The following is a 19,566-nucleotide window of genomic DNA, read 5'->3' on the forward strand; positions in this document are numbered from 1 at the left end:
TGAGGATAGATCAACTTAATTTTTAGAGTAAAAAACAACAAGCACTAAACTTGTTGTTTTTTTGTTTGTTTAAGGCATGAGCTCAGCAATACGTGATACAGCTACATAGATTTCAGAGATTTTATACCAAGTATCTCTGCCTACGATGCCGTCTAGTGTAAGATGGAAAATATTTTGAAAAGTTCTAACGGATTCTTGAGTAGCCTCGTCAAAACTGCCTGAGGTACGTACTTTTGGAATAAGTGGATAATTATTAGAAATACGGTTAAGCTGCTCTTGAATAGTACGTACAGCAGGGCCACTATCACCAAGGCGAAGTGGTGTGCCAGGATAGGACTCAGGGACACCAGCTACAACAGGTGCATTAGGGAAGGTAAGATCTTCACCATAATAGAATCTAAGAATTTCATCATAGGAGCGTCCCTCATCTCCTAAAGCCTTACTTCCCCACTGTGTCATCCAATTTGGACAAGATACCTTAGCACCATCACAGTATTGAGTAAGAAGTGGCTGTTCTACGCCAGGACGTTTACAATAGATATCAAAAATCTGGTCAACTTGCTCGGAGATCGTATCAAAAATATCCCTACCAAAGAAGAAGGCATGATCGAAGGCTGTAGAGTTGGTGATTGTAAAGTTCTTGCCTTTGTTACGGTACCATTCGGTATAGACACGGTTAAGCGTAAAAGAAATAATCGCTATAACATTGGCGCGAATAGTTTCTGTAGGCCATGTAGGATAAATTTCAGAAGAGGCAACATTTTTAATATAATCTCTATAAGTTACGGTATAATTAGAGGCGCTATTGTTATTAGGAGAACCCGCGTGAACAATAATAAATTCTGGAACCACAACTTCAGGAAGTACAATAAAACCTGGAGTAGCAGTATTTTTGATAGAGGTTTCAGGAATTTTAGGGGGATAGTCTCCATATAAAGTAGGTGGACCAATAATAATATTTTCTTCTACGTCTTGTCTTGAAGCCACAACGGGTATAGGTGCTTCACTGGGAGTAAGACGAATGGGCTGAATAGAGCGAATAGTAGAAAAAATTTGGGTACCATTAATTTGTATAGGAATAACAGTCTCACCTTGTGCCTCAATAACGTAAGGTGAATAAGGGCGTTCGGTTGTTTGAGGTTCCTCAGTTAATTCACTAGGTGGTGCTGGAAGCTGAATAACAGGAGTTTGCCCATTTGCATTGGTAACAAGCTGTGCAACGATACGCTCACCAGTAGCTTGACGTTCTTTAACAGTAATTTGTATGCCAGGTAAGGGCCTAAGTGGGCCAATAGCAGGGTCAGTTGTAGTTTCTACAATAAGTGAACCAGTAGATTGACGGGAAAGAACAGGGGGATAAATAGGTGGATACATTATATACCTCCTTTAAAATAAATGATTACTACCTATAATATATGCCCTGCCTTAGAGTAGCTATGAATAAACAAGAAAATAAGGACTACTAAAAGTAGTCCTTATTTAATCGTAATAGTATGAGTACATGTAAAGCTTTCATGTGGCATAAGACGGTTAAGGTCTGTTTTAGTCATAAAGTTAGGTGCTTCATCTTCATAATCTGCATGACCATACCATGGCTCAATACATACAAATGGGGATGGACTAGCAGGTGACCATATACCTAAAAATGGGAAGTTTTCAAAGCCAACTTCTACAGCTTTATTATGGTTTTTGCTAGAAAGGGTAACTGATTTACTTGTAAAGTCTGCAAATACAAGGGCATCTTTAGCAAAAAGCTCAGGGCTTATAGTAAGAGGTCTTGTAACCATAGTACTTTCTGTGCGGTTGAAGTAACCTGCTGGTGTAAGTGGCATAAAGCGTACTTCTTCTTCTTTTTCAAAAGTAAGGGTATAGTCTTCCATTTTTTCATCTTCAAAAAGAGGGCATCTAAAGCCTGGATGTGCACCAATTTTGAATGCCATTTCTTTATCATCTTCATTAATGACTTCATAGCCAATAGCAAGTGTATTTTCTACTAAGCTATAAGTTACTTTTAAAGTAAAATTAAAAGGGTAAAGGCGTCTAGTTTCTTCGTTGCTATGTAGGATAAAGGTAATACTCGTTTCAGTTTGATGTGCAACTTCAAAAGTATAGTCGCGTGCAAAACCATGTTGACCAAGATTAAAAGTTTCATCTTCTACAGTATAGCTATTCCCTGTTACTTTTCCAACAAGAGGAAAGAGAATAGGTGTATGTCTGCCCCAATAAGCTTTATCAGCAGTCCAAATATATTGCACTTGATCTTGGTCTAGAAGCTCACAAAGTTCTGCTCCCTCATCTTTGATGATGGCAGTTAAATAATCATTTTGTATACGAAAATTCATTTTCTCACATCCTTAAAAAGTCTTCATAAGCATTATAGTATAGATTAAACAGATTCGCTACACATAAATGAGAAGAGAATGCATAAGCTATGTCCATAGATTAAAAGGAGATGGCGCCATGCAAAAGAGAAAATTAAATATTTTATTAGGGTTAATAGGACTTATTTTTTTCATCTACTTATTGCCTGTAGGAGCAAAATCTACAGCTTTTGTAGAAACGAGTAAGAGAAACTGTGGTCAGGATATATTGCATGAGTATAGGCATAAGGATACGGGACTTAGATTAGTATGGGTAGAGAATGACGATCCTAATATGAGTTTTACCTTAGGTGTCAAAACGCCTACTACAGATAATACAGGGGTAAATCATATTATTGAACATACCCTTTTTACAGGTTCTAAGTCTTATCCGTCTTCTACACTTTTTTTTGATGCAAGTAGTAAATATCCTAATCTATTTATGAATGCTATGACGAGTTCAGATATGACCATGTTTCCTTTTGCAACCTCACATAAAGCTTGTTTTAAAACACTAATGTCTATTTATCTAGACAGTATCTTAAATCCTAAAATGCTTGAGAATCCCTATAGTTTTTATGAAGAATCTTTCCATTATAATCCTACTACCAATCAATATGGAGGCGTGGTATATAATGAAATGAAGGGTGCAAGTACCGATTCAGGTAGACAGATTTTTAGAGCTATTAGACAAAGCTTATATGAAGGAACTCATTATGAGCATGATAGTGGTGGTGATCCAGCATTTATTCCAGAGTTAACATATGAAAATTTTGTAGAGACTTATAAAAATTTTTATTATCCTGGGAATATGATGATTGTACTTTATGGAGACTTAAATATAGGAGAAGTATTAGAAGAGATAGATGAGAGTTTTAAATCTTTTGTCTTAACGGATAAAGTTATTGATGTTAATGTAATGCCTACTCTAGATGTGCCTAAGAAAATATGTTATTTTAACAGTCAAGGAAGCAGTGGGTATCTGATTAAAAGTTTTGTGATTGAAAGAGATTTAACAAGTAAAGAAATGTTAGAGATGGATCTATGGGTAAGTAGTTATCTCGTAGATGAACAGTCCTATTTCATGAAGACCATGAAAGCCAGAGGTGTTCCAAAAGTTCAAATTGTAAAAGATAATGATTTAAAATATCCATCCTACTCTATTGTCATGCTAGATATACCTAAAGCACATATGGAAGAGTATGAACAAATATTAGAAGAGACTTTAGAGGGGGTTTGTAAAGCTCCTAAAAATCTTGAAATAGAAAAAGATATTATTGCAAAAAATAAACTGATTGCGTGCAGGGAAGATGAATCCACTATCAGAGGTATAGAGATTTCACAAACTTTTTTAGATGCATGGGCACATGATAAATCAAGTGATTACTACTTTACAGATAGAGCGTATATTAATGAAATAGAAACTATTTCAGATAGTTATAAAACAGAAATTTTAGAAAGCCCCACTATGACCATCTATTTGCTTCCTAAATCCATAGATATGGCAGGACTTAAGACACCTTCTCAAGAAGAAAAGGAAGATTGGCAGGAACTTATCGGCAAAATAGGAACTTGGCAGCAAGAGACTAAGCACTTACCATTACCAGATATATCTCTTAAATCATTAATGGTAGAAGAAGTGCTTCCTTATAAGATTTATGAGAAAGAGCACATTAAATATATTGTAACGGAAAGTAACGGAGCTTTAAAACGTACAACGCTTTATTTACCTACAGATTCTGTGCCGCAAGAAGAGTTACCTGCTTTGTTTTTATACAGTGAATTTTTAGGGAAGGCGGCTAGTGAAAGAACACCTTTTGAAGAAGTGATGGATATTGATGTGATGGCAGTAGAAAGGGAAAAACTTTGCCCTTATTTGAAGATAAGTGTCATTAGTAATCAAGATCAAGATATTATGAAAACCTTTAATGAGGTGAATGAAGCACTTTTAGAGAAAGATGCAGTGTGGTATGAGGCACAACTTCAAAGTTTTATGAATCGTTTTAAAGAGCAGTTTTCTAGTGATGTGTTAGGTACACTTAAATGGCTTAATACTTCTGCTCAGAGCGGATATAAACGTTATTTGTTTGAAACCCACTATCCTCTTTATACCTATTGTGCATACATGAAGAATAGTCATTCAACAGCTTATATAGAGGCTATTAAAGAGATTGCTGGTAAAACAAAACCTGTAGAAGGCAGTGTAATAGGTATACAGGGGGATAAGAGCTTTAATCAAGAACAGCTTAAAAAATATGAGAACTATTTTAAAGCCAATCCTGTAGAAAAAAATGTAGAAATGGAATATAGTTTCATAAAATCGGCGAACCTTAACATATATTATAAAAATACACCTGTAGATTATTTACTCTTTAGCTACGATAAAGGGCAGGATCAATTAGATGGCAAAGATTATGTGATGGCGTCTTACATTACGAATCAATATTTACGTCCACATATCCGACTAGAGCAAGGCGCTTATGGTAGTACCATGATTGCAAGCTATCCTAACAATCTTATTCTTTACACCTATCGTGATCCAGATATTCTAGCTTCTATTAAGCATATTACAGTTTTATCCTCTGTGTTAAGGGAAGAGCTAGATGAAGAAGCGCTAAATATAGCACGTATTGATGCCCTTTCTCAGGTTCAGAATCAACTTAATTTTATTGGTAATCCTTTAGAAAAAGGAATTCAAATTGAAAAAATGATTTTATTAGGGATAAAGCCAGAAAAGCTTTTAAAACTGCAAAAAGAAATTGTAAAATGTAATTTAAAAGATTTAGATGAAAAATTAAGTTTATTACCTTACCTTTTTGATAGTGGTCAAATGAGTGTTTGTACAGGTAGAAGTCATATTAAGAGCACCAAGGAAGCTAACATCTATAGAGTGAAGTAAAGCATAAAAAGTTCAGAGTTTTTACATTCTGAACTTTTTATATTGATTTTTATTCTCAATTAACTATAATAAGATTAAGTACGATATGAAAGGAGTAGTTTAAGAGATGAAGAAAAAAAACGTCATAATAACAATATGTATACTTATATACATACTTTTTATTGGTTATAAATATCAGGTAAGACATGGGAATGTTGTAGAAGATTCAGATGAATCGTTAACAGTCGTTACATCCTTTTATCCTATGTATATGCATACAAAAGAAATTATGAAAAACACGCCTCATACACTTGTGAATATGGCGAGTCAGACAGTAGGATGTCTTCATGATTATCAGCTTACAGTACAAGATGCTAAAAAATTATATGATGCAGATGTACTGGTGACGAATGGCCTTGGCAGTGAGAATTTTATTGAAAAAGCCTATAAACAAAATCAAGATTTGAAAATTATAGAGGCAAGTCATGAGATTGAACAGCAGCTCTTTGCAGGTGAAGATGTACATACATCGGAGGAAGATTTACATGAGGAAGAAGCACATAGTCATCATCATCATAATCATGACCATGGCACAGTGAATGACCACATATGGTTAAGTATAGAAGGATCTATTATGCAGATTGAAGAAATTGCTAAAGGACTTATGGCAATTGACCCTGCTTATGCCAAAGTTTATCAAGAAAATGCTACAGCTTATATGAATGCCTTAAGAGAACTAGAGCAGACTGTTAAAGAGGATTTTAAGGGAGAGGGGGAAAACTTAAAAGTAGTTAGCGTACATGACGCATTTACTTACATGCTAGAGGATTTAGGTATAGATGTGGTAGAGACTATTCCAGAAGGCAGTTATGAAAATGCTTCAGCTAAACAAATTGAACATTTAGTGGAGCATATGCAAGAAGAAAATGTACAGGTGATCGTGACAGAGGCTAAAAATCAGGATTTAGCCATACTAAAAATGCTTCAAAACGAAATGCCTTGTCAAATCTATGTAATAGATGCATTTGTAAATGGGCAGGAGTCAGGTATACAAAGTAGTATAGAAGAGTTTGAATACGTAGTACGTATGAAAAAAAATATAGAGATATTGAAAGAGGCGTTTAATGAATGAATGAGTGTAAATTTTGCTGTACAGAACTTAGAGATGTAACAGTTTGCAAAGAAGGTATGACTTTATTAGAACATATTAATCTTCATCTGCATTGTAATGAGATTACGGCTATTGTAGGACCTAACGGCGCGGGTAAAACAACACTTTTTAGGACTTTGCTTGGTGAGATGCATTATACAGGAGAGATTAAACAGCACATCCATAAGAATGAGAAAAAAACACATGGACCTATTATTGGGTATGTGCCACAGCATCTGAACTTTGACCGCACGACACCTCTTACAACTTTAGATTTATTTACTGCCTGTATGCAGAAAAGACCTATATGGGCTAAAATGAATACATCTTTTAGAGAAGAAGTACTTAAAGCTTTAAAAGAAGTGAAGTTAGATTATGCTATTGACCGTAAAATAGGTTTACTTTCAGGTGGAGAGCTACAACGTGTACTTTTAGCCCTTGCCCTTCAGCCAAAGCCAGATTTGCTTCTCTTAGATGAACCTATTTCTGGAGTAGATGTGAATGGTCAGAAGCTCTTTTATGAGACAGTACATGATTTAAAATCTAAATATCATATGGCTATTGTACTGATTACTCACGAAATTGAAGCTTTAGAACACATTTGTGATCAAGCGGTGCTGCTGAATAAAAAGGTGTTAGCTATTGGGAAGCCTGAAGAAGTAAGAGAAGAAGCAGTTAATCAGAAACAACTTTATGTAGGAGGCCGTATAAGATGACAGAAATTCTTTATAATCTTATAGATTTTTTATTTCCCTTTGACTTCTTAAGTATGGAGTTTATGAAAAATGCTTTTTTAGGGATTTTGATTGCAGCACCAATGCTAGGATTACTGAGTACAATGGTTGTTAATCAAAAAATGGCTTTCTTCTCAGATGCTATAGGGCATAGTGCTTTAACAGGAATAGGTATTGGCGTTTTATTAGGTTTTTCTAATCATACTTTATCCATGCTTATTTTAGCAGTTATACTAGGTATGCTTATTGCTTACTTTAGTTATAAGCATCAAGAAACAACAGATACTATTATCGGTATTTTTTCTGCTGGAACAGTAGCATTAGGTACTATGTTGCTTTCTAGAAATGGTAACTTCAATCAGTATACACATTATCTCATAGGAGATTTATTAAGTATTCAGCTTGAAGATTTAAGGATACTTATTTTAGTAAGTATAGTGGTTCTTGTATTTTGGTATTTTATTTTTAATGATTTGGTTCTTACAAGTCTGAATGTATCTTTAGCTAATAGCAGAGCTATTCATACCCTTAGACTTCAAATGTTTTTTACTTGTATTGTAGCAGTTGTAGTTGTTTTATGTATTCCTTGGATCGGTGTCATGCTCATTAATGCTTTTCTTATTTTACCAGGGGCTATCAGCCGTAATGTAGCACGTAATATGAGACAGTATCATCTTTATTCTATCTTTTTCGCGCTTTTCAGTGGACTTGTAGGCCTATGGCTTGCCTATGTATTAGGAACCTCAGCAGGTGCAACCATTGTAGTTGTTATGACTATTTGCTATATTGCGACCTCTCTTGTAAAAAGACTAACATATTGACATCTTTCTTATACGATTATACAATAGGGATGGTTGTTAAAAATTTGATTTAAAGCAAGTCTTTAAATCGTTTGAGTAGAAAGGAGTCATAGCGATGATGTACTCACATGAAGTAGAACAAATGTGTCCTCTTGCAAAAGGACCTAATCACGGACCAGCTCCAATTCCACAAGAAGGAAGATGGGTTCAGTCTAAAGAAGTTACAGATATTAGTGGTCTTACACACGGTGTAGGCTGGTGTGCTCCACAACAAGGTGCATGTAAATTAACATTAAACGTTAAAAACGGTATCATTGAAGAAGCATTAGTTGAAACTATTGGTTGTTCAGGTATGACACACTCTGCAGCGATGGCAGCAGAAATCTTAACTGGTAAAACAATCTTAGAAGCATTAAATACTGACTTAGTATGTGATGCAATCAATACAGCAATGAGAGAATTATTCCTTCAAATCGTATACGGAAGAACTCAAACAGCTTTCTCTGAAGGTGGTCTTCCAATCGGTGCTGGTCTTGAAGACTTAGGAAAAGGACTTCGTAGCCAAGTTGGTACAATGTACGCAACAACAGCTAAAGGACCAAGATACCTTGAAATGGCTGAAGGTTATGTAACAAAAATCGGTGTTGATGAAAACAATGAAATCATCGGTTACCAATTCATCCACTTTGGTAAAATGATGGATATGATCAAAAAAGGTATGGAACCAGCAGAAGCAATGCAAAAAGCTACAGGTCAATACGGAAGATTCGATGACGCAGCTCGTCAAATCGACCCAAGACACGAGTAAGAAGGAGGTGCAGTAATATGCCATTATTTGAATCTTATGATAGAAGAATTAACCAAATCAATGCTGTATTAAACCAATACGGTATTAAAGACTTAGATGAAGCAAAAGCTATTTGTGATGAAAAAGGTGTAGATGCTTACAACCTTGTAAAAGAAATCCAACCAATCGCTTTCGAAAATGCATGTTGGGCTTACGTAGTAGGTGCAGCTATCGCAATTAAAAAAGGTTGTACTTTAGCAGCTGATGCAGCTGAAGCAATCGGTGAAGGTCTTCAAGCTTTCTGTATCCCAGGTTCAGTAGCTGATGATCGTAAAGTAGGTCTTGGTCATGGTAACTTAGGAGCTATGCTTCTTAGAGAAGAAACTAAATGTTTCGCATTCTTAGCAGGTCACGAATCTTTCGCTGCTGCAGAAGGTGCTATTGGTATCGCTCGTTCAGCAAACAAAGTTCGTAGCGAAGATTTAAGAGTTATCTTAAATGGTCTTGGAAAAGATGCTGCTCATATTATTTCTCGTATTAACGGATTTACATATGTTCAAACACAATTCGACTACGCTACAGGTAAAGTAAGTATCGTTAAAGAAACAGCTTACTCAACTGGTGAAAGAGCTAAAGTACGTTGCTATGGTTCTGACGATGTTCGTGAAGGTGTTGCAATCATGCACTTAGAAGGTGTAGACGTATCTATCACAGGTAACTCTACTAACCCAACACGTTTCCAACATCCAGTAGCTGGAACATATAAAAAAGAATGTATTGAACAAGGTAAAAAATACTTCTCAGTAGCTTCAGGCGGTGGTACAGGACGTACACTTCACCCAGATAACATGGGCGCAGGTCCTGCTTCATACGGTATGACAGATACAATGGGAAGAATGCACTCAGATGCACAATTTGCAGGTTCTTCTTCAGTACCAGCTCACGTAGAGATGATGGGACTTATTGGTATGGGTAACAACCCAATGGTAGGTGCTACAGTAGCAGTAGCTGTTGCAATCCAAGAAGCAATGCAAAAATAAGAATTGTATTAAATCTAAAAAACATGTGAGATTCACATGAAATAGAGATAGTACACATATAGTATACAAAAGAGAGGTAGTACCCTTAAGGTATTACCTCTCTTTTGTATACTAGGTAAGGGATATTAGGAGAGCATTATAATACATAAACTGAAAAATACCGCTGATAAATTTAAGATCAGTGGTATTTTTACTTAATGATAAAAATTATTTTTATTTTTATGAATGATTTGAATAATATTGTTAGAATTATGTAATAATTAAATTAAATATGAATTTTAAGAGAAGAGAAGGGAGAAAAGTGAAGCTATTCACATATAAGGCAAAAGATAGTAAGGGGAATATGTATAAGGGGAGTCTGCAGGCAGAAGACAGAGAAGCCTTTTTTAATTACTTGCAACAAAAACAAATTTATTGTCTTTCTTACCGAGAAACTAATCATAAAACATTTATAAAAGAATATAGGATTTCTGTAAAACAATTAACGATATTCTGTAGACAGTTAGCTATTATGCTAGGATCAGATATACCATTAATTAAGTGCATATATATTTTGTATCAGCAGGAAAAAGAGTTTAAATTTAAAAACATTTTACAAAATGTATATGAAGATCTGCAAAAAGGAATTGAATTTTCTCGGAGTTTAAAACTTCAAAAAAGGGCATTTCCTAATTTACTAATTAGTATGATTAGGTGTGGAGAAGAAAGTGGTACATTAGACTTAATACTAGAAAGAATGGCTAAACATTATGAGAGTGAGAATAAGCTTCAAAATAAGGTGAAAAATGCTATGGCTTATCCGATTATTTTAGGAGTTATCTCTTTTTTAGTAATATTAATACTACTGCTTTTAGTAGTGCCTACTTTTGTAGAGATGTTTGCAGATTATGGGGAATTACCTTTTAGTACACAGCTACTCATGGCTATAAGCAATGGAATAGAAAATTACTGGGGCGTTATCCTTTTAATCAATGTCATTTTACTAGGAACTTTTAGTCTACTTTTTAAAATGAAAAGTTTTAAGCAATGGATTGATCAAATGAAGTTAACTCTGCCTATTATAGGGAGGTTAAATATCATTATACTAAGTGCTAGATTTGCAGAGACAACTGCTACACTTTATGCATCAGGAATGTCCTTAATCAGTATTTTAGATACTGTACAAGGGATTATGAATAATATGTATATTCATAGTAAGTTAAATCATGTAAAACAAGAGGTAACTAAAGGTGTTGCTTTATCGAATGCCATAAGGCAAGTAGATGTTTTTCCACTTATGCTATCGAGTGTGATTTTGATAGGAGAAGAGTCTGGAAGTTTAGAAAAGGCGCTTTATAAGGCAGCTGCTTTTTATCATGAGGAGGCAGAGTCTGCAGTACAGAAGATGGTTACTCTATTAGAACCTAGTATGATTATGATTCTAGGGATTATAGTGGCTACTATTATAAGTGCTATTTTACCACCAATGTATGAAATGATGGGGAGTATTGGATAATAGCAGATTAAAAACTATATAAGGAATTTGCAGTAATGATTAAGGAGTAGAGAATGAATCAAGATTTGAGGATAGAGGAAATACTTGTAGCAGATAAACTTATTACAAGAAATCAATTAGAAGAAGCCATAAAGTTACAGCAAAAGTTTGATTTGAATAGACCTATAAAAGATTGGCTTGTTAGTCTTGATTATGTTACTGATAAAGAGATTACTCAGTCTTTAGCAAGATATTTTAGAATACCATATAAGAGTCTAAAAAGGTGTCCCATAGATCAAGAGGTTATTAACTTACTAGATGAAAAAGTCGTTAGGAAATATGAGGTAGTACCTATTGAAAGAAATGCACATATACTCACTGTAGGCATGACTAATCCTCTTAATCTTTATGCCCTTGAAGAGATTCGCTTATTAACACATTTAGAAGTTAAGGCAGTAATGTGTACAAAGGCAGATATTGAGGATGTTATAAAATATTATTATAGTGGCAGACAAGCTTTTATGGCAGTGGAACAACTAAAACAGGAGAGTAGCATAAATAAACTTCCTAAAGTAGATGTATATAATAAGACTGACGAAGAAATTAAGAATGCCCCTATTATTAAAGTAGTTAATGGCATTGTTGAGCAAGGCTTGAAATTAGGAGCAAGTGATATTCATATTGAACCAGGAAGAGAGCAGACGCGTGTACGTATGCGTATAGATGGAGTACTTTATGAAAAGATAACTATTCATAAAAGTTCTCACAGTGACCTTATAACTCGAATTAAAATTATGGCAAATATAAATATTGCAGAAAAAAGAATTCCTCAAGATGGACGTTTTGAATTCATAAAAAATGGAGAAAAGGTCGATGTACGTGTATCTGTACTTCCTACCATACATGGTGAAAAAGCTGTTCTAAGAATTTTGAATGTACAAGATAACACAATAACTACAATAGATCAGTTAGGATTATCTGTGTCTGATAAAAAGCTTTTTAATCAAATTATACAAAGTCCTAATGGCATTATTTTAGTAACAGGCCCTACAGGTAGTGGAAAATCTACAACGCTATATACTATTTTAAGTGAGCGTAATCAAGGTATAGATAATATTATTACACTCGAAGATCCAGTAGAAAAAGAAATAGTGGGTATTAATCAGGTGCAAATTAATCCTAAAGCAGGTCTTACCTTTGCTAGTGGTTTGCGTTCTGTTTTAAGGCAAGACCCAGATGTCATTATGTTAGGGGAAATTCGTGATGCAGAGACAGCTGCTATTGCTACACGTGCAGCTGTTACAGGGCATTTAGTATTTAGTACACTTCATACAAATGATGCAGCAAGTACAATTGTTCGTTTAATAGATATGGGTGTTGAACCTTATATGGTTTCAGCTTCTCTTGTAGGAGTTATTGCACAAAGGCTTGTTAGAAAAATATGTCCTTACTGTAAAAAAAACTATATGAGTACAGTAGAAGAAATGAAAAAATTAAATTTAGTAGAGCCCAAAAGACTCTACAGAGCAGAGGGGTGCCAAACTTGTGGTTTTACAGGTTATAAAGGTAGGACAGCTCTATATGAAATTATTCATGTGAATAGTCATGTGAAACAAATGATTAATGAAGGTAAAAAAGTTGAGCAAATAAGAGAATACGCAAGAACGCAGGGAACGACTTTGTTACATGATAATATGAAACAACTGGTATTAGAAGGAAGTACAACTATGGAGGAATTGATGAAAATTTCATATAGTATGGATTAAGTATAAGGGTAGGATGTAAAGCAAGGATCTTACTATAGGTATGTAGCTATAGTTAGAATAAATAAGCATTTACTATTTTAATAAAAAAGAGAGGTATAATGAATGAAAAAAAATGTAAAAAAGCAAGAGCAGAACGAGAAGGGATTTACTTTGGTTGAAATGATTGTTGTTATTGCAATTATTGGTATACTGGTTGCTATGATGGCACCATCGTTAGTAGGCTATATCAATAAAGCAAAGATATCTAATAACCGTGTTGCAGCTGCAACGATAGGTAGGGCAGCCACAGCTATGTATGCAGAAAATCCTACATTTTTTACTGAAATTAAAGATGAAGGATTTAGAAGTGATGGCTTAGAGGAGATGTTAGAAGGACTAAAAGGTGCCTATGCTGTATGGCAAGATGCTTCATCAAAGCAAATAAAAGCTATATATGCACCTGATGAAGCAGACCTACCAGATAGTATAAAAGGATGGACTGGTAAGAGTACTGAAACATTAGGAATGTATCCAGAAGAGAGTGAAAGTACAGGCAAAGATGAGAATACACCGAAAGTAGAATAAGTATAAAAATGAATGGAATAATGGGCATTTTTATTTGGATTATAGGATTCATTATAGGGAGTTTGGTAGGTGTATATATGCCAAATGATGAAAGTACCTCTTTTAAACTTTATCAATATACCTTTCTCAATGGACTTCTTGCGTGTGCTTATGTGTATAGTTTTTGGTGTTTTGGATGGAGTATAGAAGTTGTATTAAGTTATGTTTTTATAACGGTGGTATTTATTTTAACTTTAATGGATTGGAAATACATGATTTTACCGACACGTATTATTGTAGTGGGTAGTATTGTGGCCATTGTTGGAAAAGGTGCCTTAGCGTATTTGCATCAAGATTGGAGCATTCTCATTCGGAGTCTATTAGGTGGAATGGTAGGTTATGGCGCTGTAGCCTTAGTGTTTTATCTATGTTTATGGATTTTGAAGAAAGAAGGTATGGGGTATGGAGATGTAAGATATCTAGGGATGATTGGACTCTTTACATCTCCAAGTTTAGTATTCTTAACACTTTTAATTGGTTCCGTAGTAGGTTCTATTTATGGTTTCGTGCTGTATAGACGTAATAAAGAAAGTTTGGAATTTTGTTTTGGGCCTTTTTTAAGTATTGGGGCACTCATGAGTCTCTTTTATGGAGAAAGTCTAATTAGCTGGTATATGAATTTATGGATGGTATAAAATAAAATTTTAAGTAGATTTTAAGGATTTCCTATAAATCTACTTTTTTAATGTGGAAGAAGAGATTTGAAAAATACTATAGGCTTTTTAAACCTAATTTCATTTTTACTTTTATCTAATTTGATAGAATTTAAAACTTTTTAAAATTTTACTAGCATTTAGAGTTTATAAGGTGTATATATAAGGTATAAGGTTAAGTGTTACTTAAAAATAAATATAAAAGTGTAGATAGACGAGCCCATTCTAGATCAGCTCATCTATCTACGCCACTAGAAATCTATTTTGATATTTTAGTCCCCCTTCTAAAAGACAAAGTGGATTTCTGGGTACCGCAGGCTTGGTGGTGGCAGCTGAGTTCCATGCGGCATATATATTCTTTGATAAACCTTTTTAAGCCACATTTAATAACTATAAATTGCAAGCCTCAAGGTAAGCTTAAGGTAATCCTAAGACTAGGCTAGCTGACTCAGGACACTTGCAGTGATACATGCAGTATGCATCCCTTTCACTTAGAGAACACTGATCATGCAACCAAAGCGAAGTAAGACCTGATGCCGCACCTGACGGTTAGCGCTAAATGGTTAATAAATGCTGTTTAAGCCTTTTAATCAAAGAATTGCCACATTATAAAAAGTCATCCTAAGTTATGCTCTTATTTTAAGGGGGAGAGCATGCTTAGGGTGGCTTTTTGTGTTTTTGAGAAAAATATAAAAAATAGGAGTATGAAAGTATATTTTGAAGTTATTTAGGTAATAGTTCTAAAGTAGGAAAGGGGTGTAGGGTAAGATGTGAGAAGGAGCAAGATGCCAATGCAGGGTAAAAGAAAAGAGAAGGGTATGACGCTTTTAGAGGTAATGCTAACATTAGTATTAAGTAGCTTCTTTTTTTGTTGTGCACTACAGTTTATAGGAACGGGAACGAAGTTTTACATTAAGACGAAAGAGAAACAGGAGCTTAGACTTGCTATGAATCAAGTTATGCGTACCTTTGAAGAGCAATATGAGGAGGCTGCACATCTATGTATTTATATAGGGGAATCAGCAGATAACTTAAAATCATTGAGTAGCTGTAAATATGAAAAGCATAGTAAAAAGCCCATAATGGAAGGGGATTATACACATTACTTTTTATATTATATAGATTATTATATGCCTTACGAAATGTATAAAAAAAAGGAAAGTGTAACAACAAGAATTGAGTTAAAAGAAAATTCAAGCACAAAACAAGAAAATGAAGAAAAACTGTTTAAAATTAGTTTTCAAAGGCAAACTTTAATTAATAATGATTTAAAAATAAAGTTGGATGTAAAAGATGACTATCTTATTTTAAATCTTACTGTATTTAATGAGACAGGTACCTATTTAGAAGATCAATTAAAGTTAGATTTACGTTACAAGTTATAGAAGGAGGGTCTATGGGGTATTATATCGGTTTAGCATTAATGGGAGAAAAAATAAAGCTGATTAATGTTAGAAAAAAAGGCATACATTGTCATTTAGAAAGAAAGCTCTCAATAGATTTGGAGAAACCACTGCATTTAAATGGAGAATTTGAAGAGCATAATGATCTGAAAACTCAGTTAGAACAAATCCTCTGCCAGAAAAAATTTAAAGGCAATAAAATAGGGATTCTTTTACCTTCTTATGCTGTTATAAGACGTACGATCAAGGTGCCTTGTTTTATCAATCCACAAATTAAAGAGTATATTGAAACAAATAAGGCACAGTTTTTACCCCTAGCTGCAGATACATCTACTATAGATTATGAAATGTGTAGAATGCAGTCAGATAGGATGTATCAAAGATATCAGATTAGAGGAATAGACCATACATTTCTAGTTCCGTTTACATTTTGGTTAGAGGATTTAGGGTTTCATACACTCATCATTACAACTTTAGGAGATACCTTACCTTATGTTATAAGAGATCTAAAAAGAGAAGGGCATTATTGTCTATTGTGCTCAGAAGAAGAGGTGTGGCATGTCATTTTCTATGAAGCTGACCAATGTGTTTATGAACATATAATAAGAAAAAATGTAGAAGGACAAAAGAATGAAGCATGGGAAATTTTTAAAGTGATTCAGTTTATGTATCCTTATGAAAATAGAGGAGAATTAAAAGAGCTGCTTTATCTTCAGGCAAATGATAAGTATGAGAGGGATATGAACAAAGAGGTTGTGGAAGAAGTTGGTAGTTTGTTAAATAAGAAGATTGAGGACATATTAAGCCCTAGTCCGTTAAACTATATCGGTTTAATAGGATTAATTCATCAAATGAGCGAGGGAGGAAAAAGGCATGAATCTCGTACCTATACCCTATAAGAAATACTATGTTAAGCAGCGAAATAAGAAGATAGCCTTTAGGTTATTACTAGCCATGAGCCTTATAAGCCTAGCTATGAGTCTTTCGATTACACTTAAAAGAGAACAGATTACGAAACAGTTAGGGATAATTAGTCAGTTCCTTAAACAAGGAAGCTATGAAAGTATGGTAGAGATGGAAGAACGTATACTGGATCAGGAAAAGCATTTGAAGGACTTAGAGAATACTAACATAAAATTACAAAATGAGAAATTGCAGACACTAAGACATTTGGAGTACTTAAAATCAGCACATACAAATGCCCTACATATACAGGGATATGACTTAAATCAAGAAAATAAGACATTAGAGATTAAGGGATATACAGGTTATAGAGAAAATCTCTTAGACTATATAGATTGGATAAAAGAAATAACTCATTTCAAAGAGATAACATTTGATACCATAAGTAGTGATCAAAAAGAAGAGCTACTCTTTACTATTTGGATAGAGATAGACTAGGGGAGTGAAATATGTTGAGTAGTATAAGATGTCGTAAAGGATTAGTGACTGTTTATGGAATATTAGTAGGTATATATTTTGGGGGAATGTTTCCCTTTCAGTTAAGAGAGCTTATGGAGATTCAGAGACAGGCAGATATGCAGCAGAAATACTATGAGGACTATATGAGGCAGCAGGAGCATTATGAAGAGACCATAGCCTATGAAGCTGTACTGAATTTACAAATCAAAAGCTATGAAAAAGAGTTTTTAAGTTATGAGACAGATTATATAGGGACTGAAAGATTACGCACCTTTTTAAGTCGTTATCCTATTAAAAATCTACAAGTAACAAGGCAGAATAGTAGAGCTAAGGATGATGGAGTACTAACACTTAGGGAAGAAGTTTACCAGATTACTTATGAGAGTACTTTTTATGAATCTTACGAAATCGTTCAGAACTTACTCAGAGTAACGGGTGCTTCTAATTTACAAAAGATTTTAATGACTAACTTAGATCAGCCAATGGTTAAGTCAGATTTAACTTTTGTACTACGTTTAGAGGGAGATAAGGATGAAGGTAGGGACAAAAAAGTATAGAGGTTTTAGCTATTTAGAAGTTGTTGTAAGTCTAGGAATTATAATGAGTGTTATACAAATTTTTAGTATGGGTATGTATTATACTATAAGATCTTATCAAAAGTTGAAGGAGGCTGAAGAAGCTACTCTATATGGAAAAGAAGTACTGCAAACTATGCTTAGGTCTATACAAAAGGGAGAGTATATAACACCAGATATACTTAAGGATTATGTGGATAGCAGAGAAGAGCAAGTACAACGTTATGAATATCACTGTATTCTTATGGAAGACATTCCAGTGGGAACAACACTTACGTGGGAGCAGATTGAAAAGGGTGTACATTTTACATCGGGAGAGGTATTTGACTTAGAGATTTTTAAAAGATTGTATGATGAGGGAGCGCTAACACTTAGAAGAACAAGTAATAAAGCAGCTACACCTTCATATTATGAGGGAATTGCATTACAATCTACATCCCTTAGGCCAGTTATGATTACACAGGGTGAAGTAATAGAACAAGCAAGAGAGTTGATTGACTTAGAAGTAGCTTTAGGGGGAGATAAAGTGCATATAGAAGTTAATGCAAAAGTTCTAGATTTAAACGAAGTGCAACCCATTTTTATAATTTGGGAAGGGATAGACTACTTAGAGGGTAGAAATCTTGATATAGAGTGGATTAATCATACACCATGTAAGATTATTCTAGGTTTAGTAGGAGATGTAAAGGGATTGGATGGCATACGTTTTACAGTGGAAGAAGGAAGTCCACTACTAATGATTAAACTGCTAGAGGAAAAACCTGGTAAAGATTCACGTTATATATTAATGGAAGCCGTGACGAAACAAGAAAATGAGGAGCATAAGATACTTAAAACGTATGTAGTCATGCAGTAGAGAAGTATGGAGTGATAGAAGGAAAGGAACTACGAGGAGCATTTAGCAAAGAGAGGTCGTTAATAGAAGTCAGGTCATAGAAAAGATGCTAGAGGATAAAAAGAAGTGAGCAAAGGAGAGGGGTTGCATGAAGCAGAAAATAAAGAGAAGAAATGAGAAGGGCTATACCCTCTTCTATACACTTATAATTATGTCACTCATGCTTTCTTGGTCTGCTTATCTATTTACTAAGGTAGATCTTTATAAGATGTTAGTAGTGGGAAAAAAGTATGCAGCCAATACGTATTTAGCAGCCGAGACTATGGCAATTAATGAAGGAGAGCGTATTGCAGGGCGCTTTAATAAGTTGAGTGGTTATGAATTGATGCAGGAGGAAGAAGTTTTTAAGGTTTTATCTGAATGGCAAGAGGAGTACTGTGATTTGTATTATACAGCCAAGACTTGCATGGAAGTAACAAAGAGTTTATTTCATACGCAGTCCAAAGATGGGTATTTTTATCAAAGTAATCAGGTCAAGCCTAAATATATAATTCAAGGAGATCGAGAGAGTCAAGAGCTTGTGCTAGAAGTAGAAAGCCGGACGCATCCCTATAATATGCAAGATGTATCTAATCCTTTAAAAAAGGATTTAGTCAACCTAGAAAAGATTAAAAAGACATTGGGGACAATTGATAAAGGGATTAAAAGGTCAATTGAAGAAATGGAACCTATAAAAAAGCAGGAAATCTTAGAGGGATTAAAACCACAATTTAGTATTTTAGAAGAAGAGATGCTTACGAAGCCTTTATATGAAGTAGAGAGCATTGCAAGAATTAAAAGTGGTTTTAGTATTTTAAGTTCACAGACGGTTTATCTTACCTTAAAACTAAATAAGAAGGCAGCAAATTGTGAAAAGAAGGTAGAAAATGCGGTCTACTATTTTACATTACCTTATGAGCTTGAGGTAGGTTATTTAAAAGCTAAGAAAAATTCAAATTAGACGTTATAGGGGAGAAGGTTGGGCAAAATGTCTATATGTGAAGGAAAGTAGGGAGTTAGTCAAATGTTTAAGGGGTTTAATAAGAA

Annotated in this window: 18 protein-coding genes; 16 read left to right on the plus strand and 2 right to left on the minus strand. The window is 34.4% G+C overall.

From position 1 onward, the window contains the following. Positions 1-69: 69 nt before the first annotated feature. A complete protein-coding gene (locus H8718_RS01935; RefSeq protein WP_249331323.1) occupies positions 70-1,374 on the minus strand; it encodes a peptidoglycan-binding domain-containing protein in 1,305 nt (434 codons plus the stop codon). Positions 1,375-1,475: 101 nt separating this feature from the next. Next, a complete protein-coding gene (locus H8718_RS01940) occupies positions 1,476-2,342 on the minus strand; it encodes an aldose 1-epimerase family protein (protein ID WP_249331324.1) in 867 nt (288 codons plus the stop codon). Between the two features lie 118 nt (positions 2,343-2,460). On the opposite strand from H8718_RS01940, the gene H8718_RS01945 reads away from it, so the two are divergent. The 16 genes from H8718_RS01945 to H8718_RS02020 all read left to right on the plus strand — a co-directional run bounded on the left by H8718_RS01945 (position 2,461) and on the right by H8718_RS02020 (position 19,480). Beyond that, the gene (locus H8718_RS01945) at positions 2,461-5,259 is read left to right on the plus strand and encodes an insulinase family protein (protein ID WP_249331325.1); all 2,799 of its coding nucleotides are present in this window, start codon (positions 2,461-2,463) and stop codon (positions 5,257-5,259) included. A 106-nt stretch (positions 5,260-5,365) separates the two neighbouring features. Then, positions 5,366-6,370: a metal ABC transporter substrate-binding protein gene (locus tag H8718_RS01950; RefSeq protein WP_249331326.1), complete on the plus strand. Its 1,005-nt coding sequence runs from the start codon at positions 5,366-5,368 to the stop codon at positions 6,368-6,370. Next, positions 6,367-7,104: a metal ABC transporter ATP-binding protein gene (locus H8718_RS01955; protein ID WP_249331327.1), complete on the plus strand. Its 738-nt coding sequence runs from the start codon at positions 6,367-6,369 to the stop codon at positions 7,102-7,104. The genes H8718_RS01950 and H8718_RS01955 overlap by 4 nt, the downstream gene beginning before the upstream one ends. Continuing rightward, positions 7,101-7,943, plus strand: coding sequence for a metal ABC transporter permease (locus H8718_RS01960; RefSeq protein WP_177669410.1), 843 nt, complete (start codon positions 7,101-7,103; stop codon positions 7,941-7,943). Before H8718_RS01955 ends, H8718_RS01960 begins: the two co-directional genes overlap by 4 nt. Positions 7,944-8,037: 94 nt before the next feature. Then, positions 8,038-8,730, plus strand: coding sequence for an iron-sulfur cluster assembly scaffold protein (locus H8718_RS01965; protein ID WP_177669412.1), 693 nt, complete (start codon positions 8,038-8,040; stop codon positions 8,728-8,730). A 17-nt stretch (positions 8,731-8,747) separates the two neighbouring features. Further along, positions 8,748-9,749 (plus strand): GGGtGRT protein, encoded by a 1,002-nt coding sequence (locus H8718_RS01970; protein WP_177669413.1) that lies wholly within the window; start codon positions 8,748-8,750, stop codon positions 9,747-9,749. A 301-nt stretch (positions 9,750-10,050) separates the two neighbouring features. Then, complete coding sequence (locus H8718_RS01975) at positions 10,051-11,244, plus strand: type II secretion system F family protein (protein ID WP_177669415.1); 1,194 nt, start codon at positions 10,051-10,053, stop codon at positions 11,242-11,244. A 53-nt stretch (positions 11,245-11,297) separates the two neighbouring features. After that, the gene (locus tag H8718_RS01980) at positions 11,298-12,989 is read left to right on the plus strand and encodes a GspE/PulE family protein (protein WP_249331328.1); all 1,692 of its coding nucleotides are present in this window, start codon (positions 11,298-11,300) and stop codon (positions 12,987-12,989) included. Positions 12,990-13,091: 102 nt separating this feature from the next. Continuing rightward, the gene (locus H8718_RS01985; protein WP_177669419.1) at positions 13,092-13,553 is read left to right on the plus strand and encodes a type II secretion system protein; all 462 of its coding nucleotides are present in this window, start codon (positions 13,092-13,094) and stop codon (positions 13,551-13,553) included. Positions 13,554-13,561: 8 nt separating this feature from the next. Further along, positions 13,562-14,227, plus strand: a complete 666-nt coding sequence (locus H8718_RS01990; RefSeq protein ID WP_249331329.1) for a prepilin peptidase — start codon at positions 13,562-13,564, stop codon at positions 14,225-14,227. An 803-nt stretch (positions 14,228-15,030) separates the two neighbouring features. Beyond that, positions 15,031-15,630, plus strand: coding sequence for a PilW family protein (locus H8718_RS01995; protein WP_249331330.1), 600 nt, complete (start codon positions 15,031-15,033; stop codon positions 15,628-15,630). An 11-nt stretch (positions 15,631-15,641) separates the two neighbouring features. Beyond that, a complete protein-coding gene (gene pilM, locus H8718_RS02000; RefSeq protein ID WP_249331331.1) occupies positions 15,642-16,547 on the plus strand; it encodes a pilus assembly protein PilM in 906 nt (301 codons plus the stop codon). Beyond that, the gene (locus tag H8718_RS02005; protein ID WP_249331332.1) at positions 16,522-17,049 is read left to right on the plus strand and encodes a hypothetical protein; all 528 of its coding nucleotides are present in this window, start codon (positions 16,522-16,524) and stop codon (positions 17,047-17,049) included. Before pilM ends, H8718_RS02005 begins: the two co-directional genes overlap by 26 nt. An 11-nt stretch (positions 17,050-17,060) precedes the next feature. Then, the gene (locus tag H8718_RS02010) at positions 17,061-17,627 is read left to right on the plus strand and encodes a hypothetical protein (protein WP_249331333.1); all 567 of its coding nucleotides are present in this window, start codon (positions 17,061-17,063) and stop codon (positions 17,625-17,627) included. Then, complete coding sequence (locus tag H8718_RS02015) at positions 17,602-18,501, plus strand: hypothetical protein (RefSeq protein ID WP_249331334.1); 900 nt, start codon at positions 17,602-17,604, stop codon at positions 18,499-18,501. The genes H8718_RS02010 and H8718_RS02015 overlap by 26 nt, the downstream gene beginning before the upstream one ends. 127 nt (positions 18,502-18,628) lie before the next feature. Next, positions 18,629-19,480, plus strand: a complete 852-nt coding sequence (locus H8718_RS02020; RefSeq protein WP_177669432.1) for a hypothetical protein — start codon at positions 18,629-18,631, stop codon at positions 19,478-19,480. Positions 19,481-19,566: the final 86 nt, after the last annotated feature.

This window comes from Zhenhengia yiwuensis, from assembly GCF_014384995.1.
Classification (GTDB): Bacteria; Bacillota; Clostridia; order Lachnospirales; family Cellulosilyticaceae; genus Zhenhengia; species Zhenhengia yiwuensis.